The following is a 20,854-nucleotide window of genomic DNA, read 5'->3' as shown; positions in this document are numbered from 1 at the left end:
AGGCTTAGTATCTCATAGGAATTAAATCAAGATAGCTTTGTAAAGGAGCATCGTTCAGTAAGCATTCAATGATTTGCTTTCCTAATGGATGTAATTCTTCAGTATTAAACTTAGATGCTTCTGATTTAAAGAAGTCTAATAAAATCTTAGCACCTGCATCATAACCATCTGTACCAACCTTTGACTGTTTTTCAGGGTGTAAGAAGGAGCTTCTGATATACTGACCATCAACCTTTAAGGAATCAAGAGCATATCCTAAGATTGTACAACGGGCTTCTACGAGATGTTCAGGTTTGAATTTCGCACTACCACGTCTAGCAATATATTCTCTTGCAATCCATTGAGGATTGAAGCTTACCTTATAAGCACCGATATGTTGATTAGGAATCAATACATATCTGGTATTAGGGGAGTTAACTATTTGGTCTAACAATAAGTTGGCTTGTTTTACCATCTTTCCTGTTGCAAATGGCCAATAGGAGCCTACGCCTTCACTGGTCATACCAGCAGTACTTACGATACTAGGATTGTTATGACCTCTTGGTGCAACCAATCTCCATAACCATGCTAGAGCAGGAGGAAGGATCTGGAACATACCTAAGATACCATAGGTAGGGTTTTCTCTGGTACAAGGCGGAGTTCTTACACCAAAGCTACGAACATCGACCTCAACAGATTCTTGTACAATATCTTTTACTAATCTTCTAGGAAGAATTACTCTAGGGTTAGGGCATGGAGTACCATCGGAATCAAGGGTATGTTCCCAAACAAGACAAGTAGAGTTTGGTACGCCTTGAATATTCATGAAAATCAATGGTTCCTTAGGATGAGTGAATATTTTCTCATATGCAGGAGATTCACCATACTGTGTTATGTGGTCAAGTCTTAAGAACCAACCATTCTCTGCATCTTGTACCACAAGCTTTTTACTTTCATTCTGCATTTTAGGATGACAGAGCGCCATATCATCGGTTACCGGACGAAGTTCACAGGATTCGGTTAACTCTATATAGAATTTTTCACCAGTAACAACATTTTCTGCTAATTTAATCCGTCCGTCCATTTCTTTATGAGCCTGCTCGATCATTTCACTCTTACCGCCGCCGGATGCACCCTCATGCATAATGATGATTTCGTTATCATAAGGGGTGATTACCTTAACAGTAGAAGCATGAGCAGTTACCCAATTTTCTCTTTCGCCGATATTTAACAGAACGCCGTAAATACCCTTCTTAGCACTTGGTCCCGGATATAAATTATAGGAAAATACTTCATGAACTTCCTCGGTTCTATTATGAACTACTACTTGTTTTCCATTAAAATGAGTATGTCTGAAAGGAGGAGCAAGATATACGATTGCTTTCGGATTAAAGCCTTCTTTCACATCATCAATACCTACGAATCCTTGAAGATCAGCTAAACCTGCTGCAAAAAAGCCGGCATTTGCAGGAGCGATTAAAAGAGCATCGTAGCCATACTCATAACCACCAGCCATGAAAGCCATTGCAATAAGGTCCTGATCCTTTAACCACTCAAGGGTTTCATCACGAAGCGGACCAAAATCTTTATTATAAAGATCCTTAAATCGTGGCTTATCTGTAGGTAGGTCATCACCGATTACAAGACAGTTAGGATCACGACGGCGCATATAATCCTCCATGTAATTTACAGCGGCACCGTTTTTACAGCGGGTAACATTAGCTTCCAGTACTTTACCGATACCCTTAACATCATATTCCACATCAAAGCTTACATTATTGTCATCATTACCAAAAGCAAGAGAGATAAGTTCGTCTCTAGACTTTGGAAAGATTACATTTTTGCAATTTGCCAGAGTGTTTTTTACTTCTTCTGCTAAAACAAATTTCTGTAAGTATTCTTTCATATAAAACTCCTTTTCTTAAAATTTAGTCCCTTTAATTAATTGTTATACAATTCCTCAAAAGCTTCTATAGATAAATGTAATCTTCCTAAACTATATTTATTTTTCGTGCACTAGATTACAATTATGCACTAAGAAAATTAAAATAAGTTTTTTTAGATTACATTTTCCACCATAATGAAACACGTAAAGGTTATTACTTAATATTGTTTTTTGTATTTTATACTAATAATGATATGTAATTCTAATATATATATATTAATTCAAGACAAACATTATAGGGTATTTTACAAAAAGCCGATATCATTAGAAAACATCATTCTAAGATATCGGCTTACTTACAACTTAGCTTTGCTACTTTGCATTGTCTTCCGGGTCTATTTTTTGGATATTAATTGTTCTATGTTTTTATCCGTGGTTATAATGATAATCTTTTCACCGGTTTTTGTGCTAATATCTGAATGGGTGCTGATGATGGCTACATCTATGATATCTGTTATTAATGTTTCCAAATATCCTCTACCACCTTCAAATAGAGCAGAACGCACCTTTTTAAACAATTCAACTCCTTGTGGATTATCCGTAAGTTTTAACTCAGAGGGACTTAAAAAATTAGAAAGCCTAACGATAATTAAATCATTAATTACATAGGTACGTATTAGTTTGGGACCTCTTCCCATATATTCAACTTCAAATTTACTCACAGCTTCACTGAGCTTTGCTTCCAGTTGACCTTTGGTCATGAATCCACCACCTTTGAATGTTAATAATATAACTTATTTATGGATTAATGTCAACTATATAAACTATAATTTGAATTTTATCCATAAAAAGTTACTATTAATCACGTTTCTTTTTTTAGAGCGCAACTCCTTGTGGATTATTAGTAAATTAAAATTTACTCACAGCTTCAGACACCCTTGTTTTACAGCTGTCCATTGGTTATGAATTCACGCCATTTGAATTTCTATAATATTACCTCATATGGGCGGTAATGTCAATATGAAATACAGGTTATGTCATGATCATGAGTTTAATAGGAAATAAATAATTATAGTAAAAAGATAGGAATAATAAAATATAAATATATTGTAAAAAAAGACATAAAAATATATAATATTAGGTAATAAGACTTATATATCTAAAATTAATTGAATGGAGAGCGAAGTATGGATAATATTTTAGATTCCGAAGTATTTGACAATTTAAATAGAAAATACAATTTACTTAAGCAAAACATGGATTATAGTCAAAAACTGATGAATTTAGGAAGTTGGACACATCATCTACTTACAGATGAAGTGTTTTTATCTGATGGAATCTATGATATTATTGAGATTCAGAAAAAAAATTCTAATTTAACATTGGAGGAGTATTATAAATATGTACATCCAGATGATTTAGATAAAGTAAAAACAACTATCTCTAAATCACTCCATAGCAACGATTATGATATTGAGTATAGACTCTTATTACCAGACAATGTAGAAAAGTATATATATGAAAAAACGAAAGTTTTATATAATAATAAGGGCAATCCATATATAATCATTGGAATCATACAGGACATATCACACCAAAAATCTTTAGAAAAGGAATGGAAATCGTTTCGTGATGATTTAAATCAGGCACAAAAAGTGGCAGGCTTTGGTAGTTGGAAATATTACCAAGATAAAGATTATATTAACTGGTCAGAGGAAGTATATCATATCTATAATGTGAAACCACAGGATTTAAAAAAAGATTTTAATAGCTTTATTTCATTAATTCATCCGGAGGACCAAGAAAATGTTAAAAATAAAATCAGAGAATGCTTTCTAGGGCAACCGTATGAAGTTGAATATCGGATTTTGCTGGAAGATAATTCTGTTAAGTATATTATAGGAAAAGGAGAACCTATTTACAATTCGAATAATGATATTGTTGGTATCTTGGGAACGGTTCATGATATTACTGAAAAGAAAATACTTGAGATTAAAATTAAAAGGGCATTAGATAACTTATCAAATGCACAGGCATTAGCCCATATTGGAAGTTGGGAAGTAGATTTATCTACAGGAAAACACTATTGGTCAGATGAAACCTATCGCATATACGGTATAACACCTTCACAATATGATAACAGTTTTGAGGGATTTTTAGAATATGTTCATCCAATGGATAGGCATATTATATTGAATGTTATGGAATATCCACCGGAAGAAGATAAATTTGATATGGAATTTCGTATTGTACGTCCGGATGGTAGTATTCGTAATGCTTATCAAATTATGGAGATTATATATGACGTTAATAAAAAACCAATTTATATCTATGGTACAATACAGGATATAACGGAAAAGAAGCAATTAGAAAAGAAATTGGAGCATACTGAAATAGAGATACAAAAGATGCAAAAGCAAAATCAGTCTTTCCAAACTGACTCTAAAGATTTTTTTATGTTGATATCTTCTAGTGGAGTTATATTTTATATCAGCCATATTTCATTTGAAGATACAGGTTTTAGAGCAAAAGAGGTCATTGGAAAAAACATTTCTGTTTTTTTTACTAATAAAAACAAATTTAAGTTAAACGATATGTTAAATGCGGTTTTGGAATCAAGCGATAAAAGTGTGAAAGAGATTATATCTTATGTAACAAGACTTGGTAAATTAAAGTATTTTGAAATAAAAATGACAAATTATTTATCTGATCCGGATATTAAGGGGATTGCAGTATATTGGAATAATATTACAGATCGCATAGAGGCAGAAAGAAAAATGATTTATATAGCTACTCATGATGAGCTGACGAAATTACCCAATCGGTATTATATGGAAAAAAGAATGATACAGCAACCCAGTAGTAGCAGTAGTAAGCTTTCAACTACTTTGATCTTAATAGAAATGAATGAATATAAGTTTATTCAAGATTCTCTAGGATATAAGGCAGCCGATCAATTACTTGTCAAGTTTACGAAAAGATTAAAGGAATATTTAAGTAAAGATGTTTTTCTATGCAGATACTCGACTGATCAATTTGTTATTATACTTGACAATAATTCGAAAATAAACTGCGAACGTATCGCTCAGGATATAGTTAATTTGTTTTCCCAATCATTTAAAGTTGATAATTATGAATTGTTTATAGCTGTGAGTCTTGGGATTAGCACTTATCCAGAAGATGGTCAAAACTTTATAGCATTAATGAAGCATGCAAATTCTGCATTAATTAGATCCAGAGAAAGGGGTAAAAATAAATATCAATTTTATTCACCTGATATGGGAATAAATAATTATAAGGACTTTGAACTGAGAAATGATCTTCATAAAGCGATTGAAAGGGAGCAGATAAGAATATATTATCAACCATTGGTTGACCTTAAGACGAATGAAATCTTGGCAGTAGAAGCATTAATACGCTGGGAGCATCCGGTATGGGGGTTAGTACCACCGAATGAATTTCTATCAATAGCAAGTGAAACAGGATTAATAATAGAACTTGGTAAATGGATGCTAAAAGAGGCGTGTCGTAATTATAAGCAGTGGATTGCAGAAAAGTTACCAAGTATAAAGGTTTCATTGAATTATTCCGCTCTCCAGTTTTATGAGAAAGACTTTGTTGATAATATAAAATCAATTATAAATGAATTTCAGTTAGATCCGAACTTTATTATTATTGAAATAACGGAGAGTGTATTAATTGATCGTCTTGATAATGTGATATCAGATATTAAAAAGCTTAGAGAGATGGGGATACATATAGCTCTTGATGATTTTGGAACCGGTTTTTCATCGTTGGCTTACTTAAATAATATGCACATTGATGTTATTAAAATAGATAGATCATTTATTATGAATATGTCAACAGATGAAAGAAGTCTTATTATTATTACTGCTATTATAAAAATGGCTCAAGAACTTCGAATTAAAATAGTTGCAGAGGGAATTGAAGACTGGGAGCAACTTCTAATGCTAAGAAGACTAAACTGCCATGTTGGTCAGGGATTTCTTTATAGCCGACCTGTTAGTGCTTTAGAATGTAAAAAGCTTCTTAGGAAGAGATTTTGTAAACCTCAAATAGTGAACAATGTGGATGAAAAACCATTCGTTGAAAGAAGAAAGTATTTTAGAGTACAATTTCACGAGTTACTCGAGGGAACGATTACTATCTTGAAAATAGGCGAAAAACAAGCTGGAGTAGGTAACTCAAAAGTACTTATTAAGAATATGGGACCTGGTGGATTATGCTTTATATCTAATATACGTTTTCCTGTTAGGAGAGATATTATATTACAATTTACAACGCAACTTTTAGGCACTACGTTAAAGGTGTTTGGATGCCCTGCATGGTCGGCTGAGTTGGAAGAGAATTATTATGAGTACGGTATAGAATTTACCTTTGATGAAAATGACCGAATGAATGTTACAAAGATTTTGAATCAATATCAAATTAAACTAAAGAATAATCGAGGTTTTCAGGAAGGGGCATTTGTTTCAAGTTCAATTAAAGCATATTTTAATTCACTTATCAATTAACAAATGATAAAACAACAACTTAGAAAGTTGAGGAATATAATATGAAAATTAAACCGAATAAGTTATATTTTTACTTGAGTTTCATTGTATTAATTTTAATAGGATGTGCTCTTGTTTTATACATTTGGAGAGCTAGTTTGAAATCAACCAGAAATCATGCTTTAAAGATAGCATTGACTGCGGAATCCAGTTTACAACCGGATGTGATCCATAAACTGGAGGCTACAGGACAGGGCATCCATAAAATAGAATATAAACAGCTTAAAAACAGTCTGCAAAAGCTAATAAAAATTAACCCGAAAGTCCGCTTTGCCTATCTATATACTAAAATAGACGGTAAAATTTTCTTTTTGGTTGATTCAGAGCCTGCAACTTCCGATGATTATTCTCCACCGGGACAGTTATATAGTGAAGCTGATGTATTTATTTATCAGGCAATGGAGCAGCAAGAACCTATTGTAACAGAACCTGCAAAGGATCGTTGGGGGACCTGGGTAAGTATTCTAGTTCCCATAAAAGATGATACGTCAGAGGAAATAATAGCAGTATTTGGGATGGATTATCCGGCTAATGACTGGGATGACGCTGCAATTCAAAGTACAATCCTGGCAGGTTTTGTTGTTATATTCTTTATCTTACTTTATATTACAGTATCTCTGTTGATTTTAAAAAACAGAGCTCTAATGGATGAAAAGAAAAAGCTGGCAATTGTAAACGAGAACTTGACAGAAAAAGAAGAACTCTTTCGAACTATATTTGAACAATCACCGTTCGGGATTGCCTTTGGTAATCTTAGAGATAATATATTAGATGTCAATCCCAAGTATGAAGAAATAGTAGGAAGAAAGAAGAATGAGTTAGTTAATCAAAGTTGGATTGATATCACCCATCCTGATGATATAAAAGAAGATAAAGACAAATTTATCCAGTTCAAGGCAGGTGAGATTAATGGATATACTATTAAAAAAAGATATATCAGACCAAACGGAGAGATCATTTGGGCTAATATGACTTTAGCACCACTAAAACTTGAAAAGAATAACTATTTAAGTCATCTGTGTATCATTGAGGATTTATCAGACCGAGTTCAGGCAGAAAAGAATTTATTGGAAAGTGAAAGAAGCAATGCGATGTTATTATCTAATTTACCGGGCATGGCTTATCGATGTGATTATGACAGACAGTGGACAATGCATTTTGTATCTGAAGGCTGTTATGAATTAACCGGTTATAGGCCTGAGTGTTTTATTGAAAATAAAGTTATAGCCTATAATGATATTATAAATGAGGATTATCAGGATTATATCTGGAATAAATGGACAGATGCTATAAAGGAGAGAAAAATCTTTCGAGAAGAATATCCTATCACAACTACCAGGAATGAGGAAAAGTGGGTATTGGAGCAGGGACAGGGCGTATATGATGAAGATGGTAAGGTGGAGGCTATTGAAGGATTAATTATTGATATCACAATTCAGAAGAAGAGAGAAAAAGAAATTCTCTATCTTACTTATCATGATGCATTAACTGGTATTCATAATCGAAGATATTTTGATGAAAACAAGGTACTTCTTGATAAAGAAGAAAAATATCCATTGTCAGTTATCGTAGGTGATATTAATGGTCTTAAACTAATAAATTCAGCCATGGGACATCAGGAAGGCGATAAGTTTATTAATGCTATTGCGAATATTTTAAAATCCTGCATAAGGAAAGAGGATGTATTAGCTCGGACGGGAGGAGATGAATTTAGCATCCTTTTACCCAATACACGATATGAAGATGCCTGTGATATTATTAATTTAATTAATTCTACCTGTAAGGAATATAATAATCATTCAACAGATGATGCATATCATATCAGCATTTCTCTGGGATGTGCGACTAAGACCAATTCGAAGATCTCTTTAGAAAATATAATAAAAGAAGCTGAACAGAGTATGTACAGGAAAAAGCTTTTAGAAAGCAGAAGCCTTCATAGTTCACTGATCTCATCTATGAAAACTACACTATGTGAAAAAAGCCATGAAACGGAAGCGCATGCCGGTAGATTAATTTCCATTTCGAAATCAATTGGGTATAAGATGAATCTTATGAACGAACAGTTGAATGAACTCGAACTCTTATCTACCCTACATGATATCGGTAAGATTGGTATCAGTGACACTATATTAAATAAACCGGGTAAGTTGTCAGAGGAAGAATGGATAGAAATGAAGAAACATCCTGAAATGGGTTACCGTATTGCAATGTCAACACCTGAACTTGCTCCAATTGCTGATTATATCCTTTGTCATCATGAAAGATGGGATGGAAAAGGATATCCTCAGGGACTTCAGGGTGAAGAAATACCCATTTTGTCACGTATTATTGCAATTGCGGATGCTTTCGACGCTATGACTCAAGACAGACCTTATCGAAAAGCAATGAAAGTGGAAGAAGCACTAGAAGAGATTAGTATAAATGCTGGTAAACAATTTGATCCGAATATTGTAAAAATATTTTTGGAGAATATTGAAAATATTATTGACAAATAAGTTTGTTCTCTGCTATAATCCGTTTAATACAAAAACCGTTGATCAAGACGAGTAAGATTAATTATTTGTATACAGAGAGCCGCCGTTGGTGCGAGTGCGGTTACGAAGATTATTCTGAATGGACTTGAGAGGGAAGCCCGAAATCATAGCATGAAAGTAGGCGCTTACGGGAACCCTGTCCGTTATCAGTAGGGTGCATATGATGGTATGCAAAATGAGTGGTCGTATTTATAGTACGTCAATTTGGGTGGTACCGCAGAAGCTAGAGCTTTTGTCCCTGTAGAATGCAGGGGCAAGGGCTTTTTTTATACCCTTAAATCACTTTAAATAATAAAAAAGAAAGGAATTTTCATCCCATCAATGAAAATAAGGTGTAGAATATGTTAAAACCAACCTGTAATGAAATTGAATTATTGGCAAAAAAGTATAGTATGATACCTATCTGTAAAGAAATCTATGCAGATATCATTACGCCGATTACGCTACTTCGAAAGCTTTCAAAAATCAGTCAGAAATATTATTTGCTTGAAAGTATAGAGGGTGGAGAAAAATGGGGCAGATATTCCTTTTTAGGATATAATCCGGTGTTACATGTAACCTGTAAAAATGGGAAGATAACCCTTGACAATGGAGAGAAGAAATCTTTTCATACGGATAAACCCTATGAGGTTTTGAGGGAACTCTTAAATAAATATAAGGCACCTAAGCTTAAGGGTATGCCGCCCTTTACCGGAGGTTTAGTCGGTTATTTCTCCTACAGTATGATAGGTTATGCAGAGCCGGTCTTAAAGTTAAAGGATAGTGATTTTAATGACTTTGATTTAATGCTGTTTGACAAAGTGATTGCTTATGATCATTTAAAGCAAATGATCAGTATCGTCGTAAATATGCACACCGATAAGGTGATGGAGAATTACGGTAAAGCTATGGCAAACATTGAAAATATCGTACGTTTAATTCATGACCCATTACCGGGGGAAAAGACCGAATTGAATAGTGAGCCCTCATTTACCTGTAATGTAACAAAAGAAGAATTCGAAAACATGGTGGATAAAACGAAGGATTACATTGTGAACGGAGATATCTTTCAGGCTGTAATCTCTAGACGGTTTGAAACGGAATATAACGATAGCTTGTTAAATGCTTACCGGGTGCTTCGGACAACAAATCCATCTCCATATATGGTTTTTATGCAAAACAAGGATATTCAGCTAATGAGTGCATCTCCGGAGACCTTGGTCAGGTTAAAGGATGGAGTACTTACCACATTTCCGATCGCAGGCTCAAGACCCAGAGGTAAGGATGAGATGGAGGATCATGCCTTTGAAACTGAGCTATTGGAGGATGAGAAAGAATTGGCAGAACACAATATGTTGGTGGATTTAGCAAGGAATGATATCGGTAGGATATCAGAATTTTCAGGGGTTCAGGTAACAGATTATATGAAAATATTAAAGTATTCAAGAATCATGCACATAACATCTGAGGTAAAAGGACAGCTGCATAAAGATAAAGATGCTTTTGATGCCATAGAAGCTTTGCTTCCTGCAGGAACCCTCTCCGGTGCTCCCAAAATAAGAGCTTGTGAGATTATTGAAGAGTTAGAGACCGTTCCCAGAGGAATTTATGGGGGAGCCATCGGATATATAGATTTTGCCGGTAATATGGATACCTGTATTGCTATTCGAATGGCTGTGAAAAAGGATGGTAAAGTATATGTCCAGGCCGGAAGCGGTATTGTAGCAGACAGTATTCCAGGTAAGGAATATGAGGAATCAGAAAATAAAGCGAAAGCTTTGATGGAAGCAGTTATGAGAGCAAGGGAGGTGGATGAGTTATGATTCTTATCATCGATAACTATGACAGTTTTACCTATAATTTAGTACAGCTGGCAGGAAGTATAACAAAGGATATCAGGGTAATTCGTAATGATGCCATGAAGGTAGATGAAATTAAATGCTTAAATCCCTCCCATATCATTATCTCTCCGGGTCCCGGATACCCGAAGGATGCAGGGGTGAGCGAAGATATTATCAAGGAGATGAAAGGATTAGTTCCAATTCTCGGTGTTTGTCTGGGACATCAGGCAATCTGTGAGGTCTTTGGCGCAGAAATCACCTTAGCAAAACGATTGATGCATGGGAAGATGAGTAACATTCATATCGCTAACGCAAGTCTCATCTTTCATGGTTTACCACCTATGATTGAAGCTGCCAGATATCATTCTTTAATAGCGAAAAAAGGAACTTTACCCGATGAACTTTTGGTGATTGCAGAGGATGATGACGGTGAAATCATGGCCGTAAAGCATAGAGAATATGAAATATACGGACTACAGTTCCATCCGGAGTCTATATTAACTCCGAAAGGTATGGAGATTATGAAGAATTTTCTTAAGATAGGTGGTGATTTGAATGATACAACAGGCAATTTATAAGATATTAAACAGAGAAGATCTATCCCTAGAAATGACGAAAGCAGTTATGGATGAAATTATGAGCGGTAACGCCACCAATGCACAGATTGCGGGATTTTTAACCTCCATGCGAATGAAGGGTGAGACGATTGATGAGATAACCGCCTGTGCCATGGTGATGCGACATTACGGAACTAAACTAAAACACGAAGGGGATGTCATGGATATAGTAGGTACCGGTGGGGATGAAGCAAATACCTTCAACATATCAACCATTTCCTCCTTTGTCATATCGGCTGCAGGAATTCCGGTGGCAAAGCACGGTAATCGAAGTGTATCAAGTAAATGTGGCAGTGCCGATGTTTTGGAGGCCTTAGGTGTAAAAATCGATATCACACCTTCGATGAGTGAGAAGATTTTAAAAGAAATTGGGCTATGCTTTATGTTTGCACCTTTTTATCATTCATCCATGAAGTATGCGGCCCCGGTTAGAAAAGAGTTGGGTGTTCGTACCATTTTTAATATTCTTGGACCATTATCCAGCCCGGCTGAGGCTAATCTTCAGCTTCTGGGAGTCTATGATGAAAATCTGGTAGCACCTATGGCTAGTGTACTGGCGAACCTGGGAGTAAAGAGGGCTATGGTGGTTCATGGGCATGATGGTCTTGACGAAGTCAGTTTATGTGCGAAAACTACTGTATGTGAAGTCAATAATGGTAAGATTAACAGCTTTTTTCTGGATCCTAGACAGTTCGGTTTTGAATTTTGTAATCCGCAGGAATTAGTCGGTGGTGATCCGGCCGAAAATGCTGGTATAGCAAGAAGCATACTGGAGGGTGAGAAAGGACCAAAGCGGGATATCGTATTACTTAACTCAGCCGTATGTCTTTATATGTCCTATAACAATATTACCTTAAGGGAATGTGTGAAATTGGCTGCGAATATGATTGACAGCGGTAAAGCAAGAGAAAAGCTGGAGCAATTCATCCGGCTGTCAAATGCAACAAGTTAACTTAATAAGGCTTAATATAGTAAGTTAATTATTAAGGATGATAAGCAAGTAAAAGCTTAATGGATTTCAATATTTATTATTAAATTACTTTATCACAAGAATAAAGCGTAAAGAATGAAGATTAATACTTTAATTAGACTTTAAAGAATGAAGATAAAAATAAGATAAATAAAAGGCAGGTATACCATGATACTTAATAAAATTGCTGAAGCTACGAGATTACGGGTAAACAAATCGAAGGAAGAACTTCCTCAGAGCGAATTGATGGATTTTATCTATGAAAGAGGGACTACCAGAAGCTTTCATAGCAGGGAAGCCTTTGCATTTGAGAGAGTACTTATGAGAAAGGATGTATCTTTTATCTGTGAGGTGAAAAAAGCCTCTCCCTCGAAAGGGATCATAGCAGAGGATTTTCCATACCTTACGATAGCAAGGGAATATGAGGCAGCTGGAGCAGATGCAATCTCAGTTCTTACAGAACCGGAATTTTTTAAAGGGAGCAAGGATTATCTAAGGGAAATCAGTGGTCAGGTTCATATCCCGGTTCTGCGAAAGGATTTTATCATTGATGAATATCAGATCTATGAAGCAAAGATAATCGGTGCGGATGCAATACTCCTTATCTGTTCTCTGCTGGATACGAAAACCATAGAACGCTTTATTAAGCTTTGTGATGAACTGGGTCTTTCTACTTTGGTAGAAGCACATAATGAGGAGGAAATTCGATCAGCCATAGAAGCCGGGGCCAGGGTGATCGGCGTAAATAATCGTAATCTACAGACCTTTGAGGTAGATATTCATAACAGTATTCGCCTGCGTGAACTTGTTCCCAAAGAAATCTGTTTTGTGGCAGAAAGCGGAATAAAGTCCCATAGACAGATCAAGGAGCTTATGGATGCCGGAGTAAATGCAGTGTTAATCGGCGAAACTCTAATGAAAAGTTCGGATAAGGGTAGGATGATTAGTGAATTACGGGGTTTAAGCTAAATACGTAGATTAGTAAGTAGGTATCATGCAAAGGAGAATATCTGAGCATATGGATTAAGAAAGGCAATGAAACGTGCCAAGCACATGAGGCATAACGTTCTCAGCTGGATACATAATCTGCAGGACCATACGTCAAGGTGCATAAAATCACGAATTCATTCTATACGCCAGGACAAATGTGAATTGATCTGGGATTAATGGGATGGTTCTTAAGGATAGGAAGGAAGGGTAGTAGGAACATGACTAAGATAAAAATCTGTGGGTTAACCCAAAAAACTGATATTGAAGCTGTGAATGAAGTACTTCCGGATTACATCGGCTTTGTATTCGCAGAAAGTAAAAGGCAGGTCAGTGATGAACAGGCAAGGCAATTAAAACTTCTACTAAATCCAACCATCCAGTCCGTAGGGGTCTTCGTTAATGAAGATATTAAAAGAATTGAACATTTATGCAAGATGGGAATTCTTGATCTGGTACAGCTGCATGGGGATGAAGATGATGAATATATGAGGAAACTAAGAAAATTAATTCCCAATCCGATCATTAAGGCAATCAGAATAGGGGACGGACGAAATATGGATGTGGAGAAACAGACCATGGCGGATTATACCCTTTTGGATACTTATAAGAAAGACTTATACGGCGGCAGCGGAGAAGTATTTAATTGGAACCTGATTAAGGATGTAGGCAAACCGTTTTTTCTGGCAGGGGGTATTCATGAAGGTAATATTATGAATGCCGTAATAAAGTGTCGGCCTTATTGTATCGATGTCAGCAGCGGAGTAGAAACTAACGGATTAAAAGATCCGGATAAAATTAAAGCAATTGTTACTAAGATAAGGAGTGTGAGATAGATGTCTAAGGGAAGATTTGGCATACATGGGGGACAGTATATTCCTGAAACCTTAATGAATGCGATTATTGAACTGGAACAGGCTTATGAAAAGTACAAAAAAGACGAAGAATTTTGCGAAGAACTAAATGATCTGTTGAATAACTATGCCGGACGACCATCTCTTTTATATTATGCCGAAAAGATGACCAAGGATTTAGGTGGTGCAAAGATCTATCTTAAAAGAGAGGATTTAAATCATACCGGCTCCCATAAGATTAATAATGTTCTTGGGCAGGTGCTGCTTGCTAAGAAGATGGGTAAGACCAGAGTCATAGCAGAAACCGGTGCAGGACAGCATGGAGTGGCTACGGCAACGGCGGCTGCATTACTGGGAATGGAATGCGAGATATTTATGGGAAAGGAAGATACCGAGCGTCAGGCCCTTAATGTGTTTCGTATGGAGCTATTGGGGGCAAGGGTTCATGCTGTAACTTCGGGTACCCAAACCCTTAAGGATGCGGTGAATGAAACCATGCGGGAATGGACAAAAAGAGTGGAGGATACCCATTATGTTTTAGGATCGGTTATGGGGCCTCATCCGTTTCCAACGATTGTAAGGGACTTTCAAAGTATCATAGGACGTGAAGTAAAGGAGCAGCTACTTATGATAGAAGGAAGACTGCCGGATGCTGTGTTGGCCTGTGTCGGCGGCGGAAGCAATGCGATGGGAATTTTTCATGAATTTATTAACCATAAAGAGGTTCGCTTAATTGGCTGTGAGGCAGCAGGAGATGGAGTTGATACGGATAAAACCGCTGCAACTATGGCGACCGGAACCATAGGTATCTTTCATGGTATGAAATCTTATTTTTGCCAGGATGAATATGGACAGATTGCTCCGGTATATTCCATCTCTGCCGGACTTGATTATCCGGGTATTGGTCCCGAGCATGCCTATCTGAATGATTGTGGTCGAGCGGAGTATGTACCTGTCACAGACAGGGAAGCAATTGAAGGCTTTGAATATCTATCTCGCATGGAAGGTATTATTCCGGCTGTAGAGAGCGCCCATGCAGTGGCTTATGCTAAAAAACTGGCACCGGATATGGGTAAGGATCAGATCATGGTGATTAATCTTTCCGGTAGAGGAGATAAGGATGTGGCACAGATAGCTCGTTATAGGGGGGTGCAGATTAATGAATAGAATAGAACGGGCATTTTCACAAGGAAAAGCATTTATACCGTTTATTACCGCAGGAGATCCCTCCCTTGAGGTTACGCAGCAATTGGTGCTTCAAATGGCAGAAGCGGGGGCGGATTTAATTGAGTTGGGTATTCCGTTCTCGGATCCCATAGCAGAAGGTCCCATAATTCAGGATGCAGATGCTAGAGCATTGTCGGGCGGGGTAACGACCGATCAGATCTTTGATATGGTTGCAAGAATTCGAAAAAGCTGTGATACGGCGATTGCATTTATGACCTATATCAATCCGGTCTATACCTATGGTACAGAGCGCTTCTTAAAAAGATGTAGTGAAATTGAAGTGGATGCTTTAATTATTCCGGATTTACCTTTTGAGGAGAGTGAAGAGCTGAAACCTTATTGCAACGAATATGGGGTTAAATTAATTTCTATGATTGCACCGACATCAAAAGAGCGTATCGCAATGATTGTAAAAGAGGCAGAGGGCTTTTTGTATTGTGTTTCCTCCATGGGTGTTACTGGGGTCCGCAATGAGATTAACAATGATGCCGAAGAAATGGTCCGCCTTGTTAAGGAAATAAAAGACATTCCCTGTGCCATTGGTTTTGGGATCTCTACTCCCTTGCAGGCTGCGGAGATGGCAAAGTTTTCAGATGGTGTTATAGTCGGCAGCGCTATTGTAAAAATTGTAGAGCAATATGGGAATGAATGTACCCCTTATGTTAAGGAATATGTTCGCAAAATGAAGGAAGCTGTTGTATCTTAGATTTAAATTAATAGATTTACTAATATATAATATCTTTATCTTAAGCTGATAGGATGGCCAGAGAATTTCATACTATTAATGTAGTATATAGCTATTTGATAAGAAATGAAGTAATAAGCAGGTAATGTGACGAATCAAATAAGTAAGTTAAATCATAGGTTTCTAAGATTCATAAAAATAATTTAGAGCCTTTATTGGTTATTGGAAGGAGGATTTGCATGATAAAAAATATATTGCAAAAATTAACTGCAAGACAGGACCTTACGGCAGAGGAAGCATATAGTTTAATCGTAGCCATAAAAAATGATGAGCTGAGTGATGTCCAGATTGCCGGTTTTCAAGTGGCTCTTTTAATGAAGGGACCGACACTGACTGAGATAACTGCAATCGCTCAGGCCATGCGGGATCATTGTATTAAAATCACTCCTGCAGTGGAGGAGGAGCTGATGGATACCTGTGGTACCGGAGGAGGATTAAGTACCTTTAATATTTCTACAGCTGTAGCATTTGTAGCAGCTGCTGGAGGAATACCTGTGGCAAAGCATGGTAGTAGATCCATATCAAGTTTATCGGGAAGTGCTGATGTCTTGGAAGCCTTGGGAGTTCATATTAACCAAAGTCCTAAGGCTGTTGAAAAACTTATTGAAGATGTAGGGATTGCATTCCTATATGCTCCCTTATTCCACCCGGTTATGGGGAAGGTTCTTCCGCCGGAGAAGGATCTGGGGATAAAAACGATTTTTTATACAATCATAGGACCTTTGATTAATCCATCCAAAGCATCCCGCCATGTTATGGGAGTTTATAAACCGGAGCTTTTGGATACCGTTGCTCATGTGGCAGACTCCATTGGTTATACGAGAGCATTGTTTGTTCATGGAACGGATGGTTTGGATGAAATATCTCTTTTAGGAAAAACCAGAGTGAACGAATTAAATAACGGTATCATAACAAGTTATGAGATAGCACCGGAAGATTTCGGTCTAAGTCGTTGTTCTCTTGAGGAAATAGCAACCGGCACCCCGGAAGCAAATTCTGTGATGATTAAGGATGTATTTTCAGGTAAAGATAAAGGGCCCCGCCGTCAGGCTGTTATATTGAATGCAGCCGGTGCGTTAATGATCGGAGACAAAGCAGCCTCAATGAAAGAAGGTATTAAATTGGCTGGCGAAATAATAGACAGTGGTGCAGCTCAGGTAAAATTAAATCAGTTGATTGAGGCTTCCCATGAATATAAAAAGATAAAATAGCAATCGAAAGGCAATGACTGGTTTCGGTAGTGATATGAGTTACTTCTATATTAACAAAATATCATTAGCCGGGTGTTCTTGCTAAGAGGTGAAACTTTATATACAAGGTGATATAAATTATGAAGGAAGACAATAATAGCAAATTTAAGAAAGCAGAAATAAATAAAAAAAGCATGTATAGTAATATTTTAGAAGGGATACCCTTGAGTGGTGCATGTACGAAAGCTCTTTGGAAACGGTATCAGGAAGGAATTATACCGGTGATTCCGGACATTAAGCGAAAATCACCAAAAGAAGGTGAATTACTTGGTGTCCGGGATCCAATCAACTATGCTAAGGCTTTGGTGGATGCCGGTGCTCCGATTATCTCAGTCGTTACGGAGAAGGAGCATTATGGGGGTTCCTTAGAGATGCTTTCTATGATAGCAGAAGCAGTATCTGTTCCTGTACTTAGAAAAGACTTTATCAATACCAGGGAGCAGCTGGTCGATAGCTTGAGAAGTGGTGCCGGCTCCGTATTATTAATGGCATCCATCATGGAGACAGAGCAACTGTTGAAACTTATAACGCAAGCCTATGACCTTGGAATGGAACCACTGGTTGAAATCCATACGAAAAAACAGCTGGATGCATTAAAAGCATGTCCTTTGACATTTCTAGGGATCAATAACCGCAATATTTTAGAATGGGAAATAGATGATGGGAATGTTGAAACAACGAAAAGGATTGCCGGGAATATAAAATCCAAAGGCTTTGTATTAAGTGAAAGTTCAATTTCCAATACAGAGGAGGTTTTGACAGCAGTAAAAGCAGGTGCCCATGGTGTATTAGTCGGAACTGCCATCTTAAAAGCAGCAGATCCTGTGGAAATGTTTCATAAGCTCAGTATACAGAGACAAAAAACATAAATAACATCTAATGTAAGCTTGAATAACAGTAAAATGTATGATTATGAAAATCTAAGTTTTGATATAAATAAAACCAGGTTTTCATTTTAATGGTTACTTAATAGCTGACATTATTTACATTTCACATTAATGACCTTCGAAGTTTAGAAGTTTATAATTTTATATGAAAATATATGATTGGTATTAAGAATGGATTTTTATTAATAAAAGGAGTTACTATGGTAAATATTAAGATCTGTGGATTAATGAAGGAAGAAGATGTGAATTTATGTGTTAATTCAGGTGTTAATATTGTTGGGTTTGTTGTAGAATATCCGGTACCGGTTCCTTGGAATCTGGATGTGCTAGAAGCCAGAGAGCTGATTAGCACTACACCGGCACAGGTAAAAACCTGTGTCGTAACCGGGGGTACGATTGATAAAGTATTACAGATAGCGAAAGAAACATCACCGGATATCATTCAACTTCATTATAAAGAAAACCTTGAAGAAACCGTACAGATTGCAAAGGAACTGAAGCAATTAGGGATAGAAACGATCAAAGCTTTAAGAATTAACGATAGAGGTTTTTGTGATTTTGAGATATCGGATCCTGCCATGGCTGCAAGGGAGCTTTCAAAGACCGGTATAACAGCAATTTTGGTTGATACCTATACCAATGCAATGCCCGGGGGTACAGGAATGAATGTGAATTTTCATACCTTTCATAAGGTGAAAGATAACAGTACCTTACCGGTTATACTGGCCGGTGGATTAAATCCGGTCAATATTATTGATATCCTATCAAAGACCAACCCGGATGCAGTGGATGTGTTAACCGGAGTAGAACAATCACCCGGTTATAAAGAGAAAGAAAAGATTGAGCAGTTTGTTAATAAGATACGACTAGGTAGGTAATTCGAGATTAAATGAAGCATTTCTTTATAATCATTATGATAAGAGGGTGTATCGGCAGAGATTCACCCTTTTATATTGTGGTAAATTAGGTGGATAATTAACGTAATCTAAACATTAATTTTACTAATTCTTGTACGAATTATATTATGACATCTGTTAGTATAAAGACAAATAGAGTGCGTGTGAGGTAATAAATGAATAACAAAAGATATGAAGCATTGGAATATATAATAAAAAATAAAAAAATAAAAACAGTCTTTCAACCGATTATTTCACTTAAGGATGGTTGTGTGTTAGGTCATGAAGCCTTGAGTAGAATCACCTGTGATAGTATGATAGAAAATCCGGAGATGCTTTTTTCTGTGGCAGGCACTTATAACCGTTTGTGGGATTTGGAGCTATTATGTAGGACAACCGCCTTAGAAGCTGCATATAAATTTATGAGACCTCCGTACAATAAAATCCTTTTTATTAATGTAAACCCAAATACGATGCATGATGAGAATTTTAAAAAAGGTTTTACAAAAGAATTTCTTATGCAATATAATATTAGACCCAATAATGTGATATTTGAGATAACTGAAAAGAATGCTATCACTGACATGGAAGGTTTTTTACTGACCATAAACCATTATAGAAGTCAGAATTATAAGATTGCCATAGATGATGCAGGAGCCGGTTATTCCGGCTTGAACTTAATCAGTGATGTAAATCCTAATTATATAAAATTGGATATGAAGCTGATCCGAGGAATTGATGCCGATTGTCTAAAATATGCACTGGTGAAGGGATTAGTTGAATTATCGAAATTATCTAACATAGCTTTGATTGCAGAGGGGATTGAAACCTATGAGGAATTAAAAACATTAATAAAGCTAGGGGTACAATACGGACAAGGTTATTACATACAAAAACCGGATACTATGATTTCTGAAATTAGGGAGGAGGTACAGGAGTCAATTATGGAGATAAACTTAAGTAATAACTTAGCAATATATAGTTATATTAATAATTACAGCTTAAAGAGTATTTGTACTTACACAGAGAGCATATCACCGAATGATAATATTAAATGTGTAAATAATGTGTTAAAATCTAATAAATGCGTTCCGGGTTTGTGTGTTGTCGATGATAATATTCCGATTGGAATTATTATGAAGGATAAGCTGGCTTTAAGAATGAAGGAGTATGATGGCTCATCTCTTTATGAGGATAACTTTATATCTTCTTTTATGGAAAAGGACTTCTTATCAGTAGATGTAAATATTCCTATCTTTAACGTATCGAAGCTGGCGATGCTAAGAAAAATTGATAAACTCTATGATATAATTGTTGTAACAGAATATGGGAAATATATTGGAATACTTACAATAAAAGCTTTGTTGGAAACGGCGATATCATGCATACCGGATAATATTATGCAACGGATAGAGCAATGGAGATAGAAATTTCATCTTGAAAAAATGTTACAAAAACTTCTTGACATTGACGCTACGTAAAGGTGTAGACTCGAATTGGGTAGTGTAAAGTTTGGTATGAAAAACTGATATAAAAAAATATGTCCCTTTGAACATTGAAAAAGCAAATATTTTAACCCTGAATTTATGCATTGGCAGGTTACGCCAACCTTGAGTGCAACAAAAA

15 protein-coding genes and 1 other annotated feature are annotated in these 20,854 nt (G+C 36.3%); of the genes, 13 read left to right on the top strand and 2 right to left on the bottom strand.

Going from position 1 to position 20,854, the window contains the following annotated elements:
• Positions 1-4: 4 nt before the first annotated feature.
• Both I5677_RS12720 and I5677_RS12715 read right to left on the bottom strand, forming a co-directional pair.
• Positions 5-1,885 carry a DUF4914 family protein gene (locus I5677_RS12720; protein WP_197662011.1) on the bottom strand — a complete coding sequence of 627 codons (1,881 nt, stop codon included), beginning with the start codon at positions 1,883-1,885 and terminating at the stop codon, positions 5-7.
• A gap of 374 nt (positions 1,886-2,259) precedes the next feature.
• Positions 2,260-2,625, bottom strand: a complete 366-nt coding sequence (locus tag I5677_RS12715) for a DUF2294 domain-containing protein (RefSeq protein WP_197662010.1) — start codon at positions 2,623-2,625, stop codon at positions 2,260-2,262.
• Positions 2,626-3,051: 426 nt separating this feature from the next.
• Here I5677_RS12715 and I5677_RS12710 point away from each other — a divergent pair, with 426 nt between their 5' ends.
• The 13 genes from I5677_RS12710 (at position 3,052) to I5677_RS12650 (ending at position 20,655) form a co-directional block, all read left to right on the top strand.
• On the top strand, positions 3,052-6,399 hold the full coding sequence (locus tag I5677_RS12710) for an EAL domain-containing protein (RefSeq protein ID WP_197662009.1): 3,348 nt from the start codon (positions 3,052-3,054) through the stop codon (positions 6,397-6,399).
• A 137-nt stretch (positions 6,400-6,536) separates the two neighbouring features.
• Positions 6,537-8,936, top strand: a complete 2,400-nt coding sequence (locus I5677_RS12705) for an HD domain-containing phosphohydrolase (RefSeq protein ID WP_197662008.1) — start codon at positions 6,537-6,539, stop codon at positions 8,934-8,936.
• Positions 8,937-8,965: 29 nt separating this feature from the next.
• Positions 8,966-9,218: a binding site (T-box leader), on the top strand.
• Positions 9,219-9,316: 98 nt separating this feature from the next.
• Positions 9,317-10,777, top strand: a complete 1,461-nt coding sequence (gene trpE / locus I5677_RS12700; RefSeq protein WP_197662007.1) for an anthranilate synthase component I — start codon at positions 9,317-9,319, stop codon at positions 10,775-10,777.
• Positions 10,774-11,373 carry an anthranilate synthase component II gene (locus I5677_RS12695; protein ID WP_197662006.1) on the top strand — a complete coding sequence of 200 codons (600 nt, stop codon included), beginning with the start codon at positions 10,774-10,776 and terminating at the stop codon, positions 11,371-11,373. Before trpE ends, I5677_RS12695 begins: the two co-directional genes overlap by 4 nt.
• Positions 11,351-12,364, top strand: a complete 1,014-nt coding sequence (trpD, locus tag I5677_RS12690) for an anthranilate phosphoribosyltransferase (RefSeq protein ID WP_197662005.1) — start codon at positions 11,351-11,353, stop codon at positions 12,362-12,364. The genes I5677_RS12695 and trpD (I5677_RS12690) overlap by 23 nt, the downstream gene beginning before the upstream one ends.
• Before the next feature lie 186 nt (positions 12,365-12,550).
• Positions 12,551-13,351, top strand: coding sequence for an indole-3-glycerol phosphate synthase TrpC (gene trpC / locus I5677_RS12685; protein ID WP_197662004.1), 801 nt, complete (start codon positions 12,551-12,553; stop codon positions 13,349-13,351).
• A 239-nt stretch (positions 13,352-13,590) separates the two neighbouring features.
• Positions 13,591-14,205 carry a phosphoribosylanthranilate isomerase gene (locus tag I5677_RS12680; RefSeq protein ID WP_197662003.1) on the top strand — a complete coding sequence of 205 codons (615 nt, stop codon included), beginning with the start codon at positions 13,591-13,593 and terminating at the stop codon, positions 14,203-14,205.
• Complete coding sequence (trpB, locus tag I5677_RS12675; RefSeq protein WP_197662002.1) at positions 14,206-15,390, top strand: tryptophan synthase subunit beta; 1,185 nt, start codon at positions 14,206-14,208, stop codon at positions 15,388-15,390. It abuts the gene before it with no gap.
• Complete coding sequence (gene trpA / locus I5677_RS12670) at positions 15,383-16,156, top strand: tryptophan synthase subunit alpha (protein WP_197662001.1); 774 nt, start codon at positions 15,383-15,385, stop codon at positions 16,154-16,156. Before trpB ends, trpA begins: the two co-directional genes overlap by 8 nt.
• 218 nt (positions 16,157-16,374) lie before the next feature.
• On the top strand, positions 16,375-17,406 hold the full coding sequence (gene trpD, locus I5677_RS12665) for an anthranilate phosphoribosyltransferase (protein ID WP_197662000.1): 1,032 nt from the start codon (positions 16,375-16,377) through the stop codon (positions 17,404-17,406).
• Positions 17,407-17,525: 119 nt separating this feature from the next.
• Complete coding sequence (locus I5677_RS12660) at positions 17,526-18,314, top strand: indole-3-glycerol-phosphate synthase (protein WP_197661999.1); 789 nt, start codon at positions 17,526-17,528, stop codon at positions 18,312-18,314.
• A 218-nt stretch (positions 18,315-18,532) separates the two neighbouring features.
• The gene (locus tag I5677_RS12655) at positions 18,533-19,210 is read left to right on the top strand and encodes a phosphoribosylanthranilate isomerase (RefSeq protein ID WP_197661998.1); all 678 of its coding nucleotides are present in this window, start codon (positions 18,533-18,535) and stop codon (positions 19,208-19,210) included.
• 194 nt (positions 19,211-19,404) lie between these two features.
• Positions 19,405-20,655, top strand: coding sequence for an EAL domain-containing protein (locus I5677_RS12650; protein ID WP_197661997.1), 1,251 nt, complete (start codon positions 19,405-19,407; stop codon positions 20,653-20,655).
• Positions 20,656-20,854 lie beyond the last annotated feature (199 nt).

Origin of the sequence: Mobilitalea sibirica, from assembly GCF_015999265.1 — a bacterium.
GTDB lineage: Bacteria > Bacillota > Clostridia > Lachnospirales > Lachnospiraceae > Mobilitalea > Mobilitalea sibirica.
The sequence above is the reverse complement of the archived record's forward strand: the minus strand, read 5'-3'. Positions and strand labels throughout refer to the sequence as shown.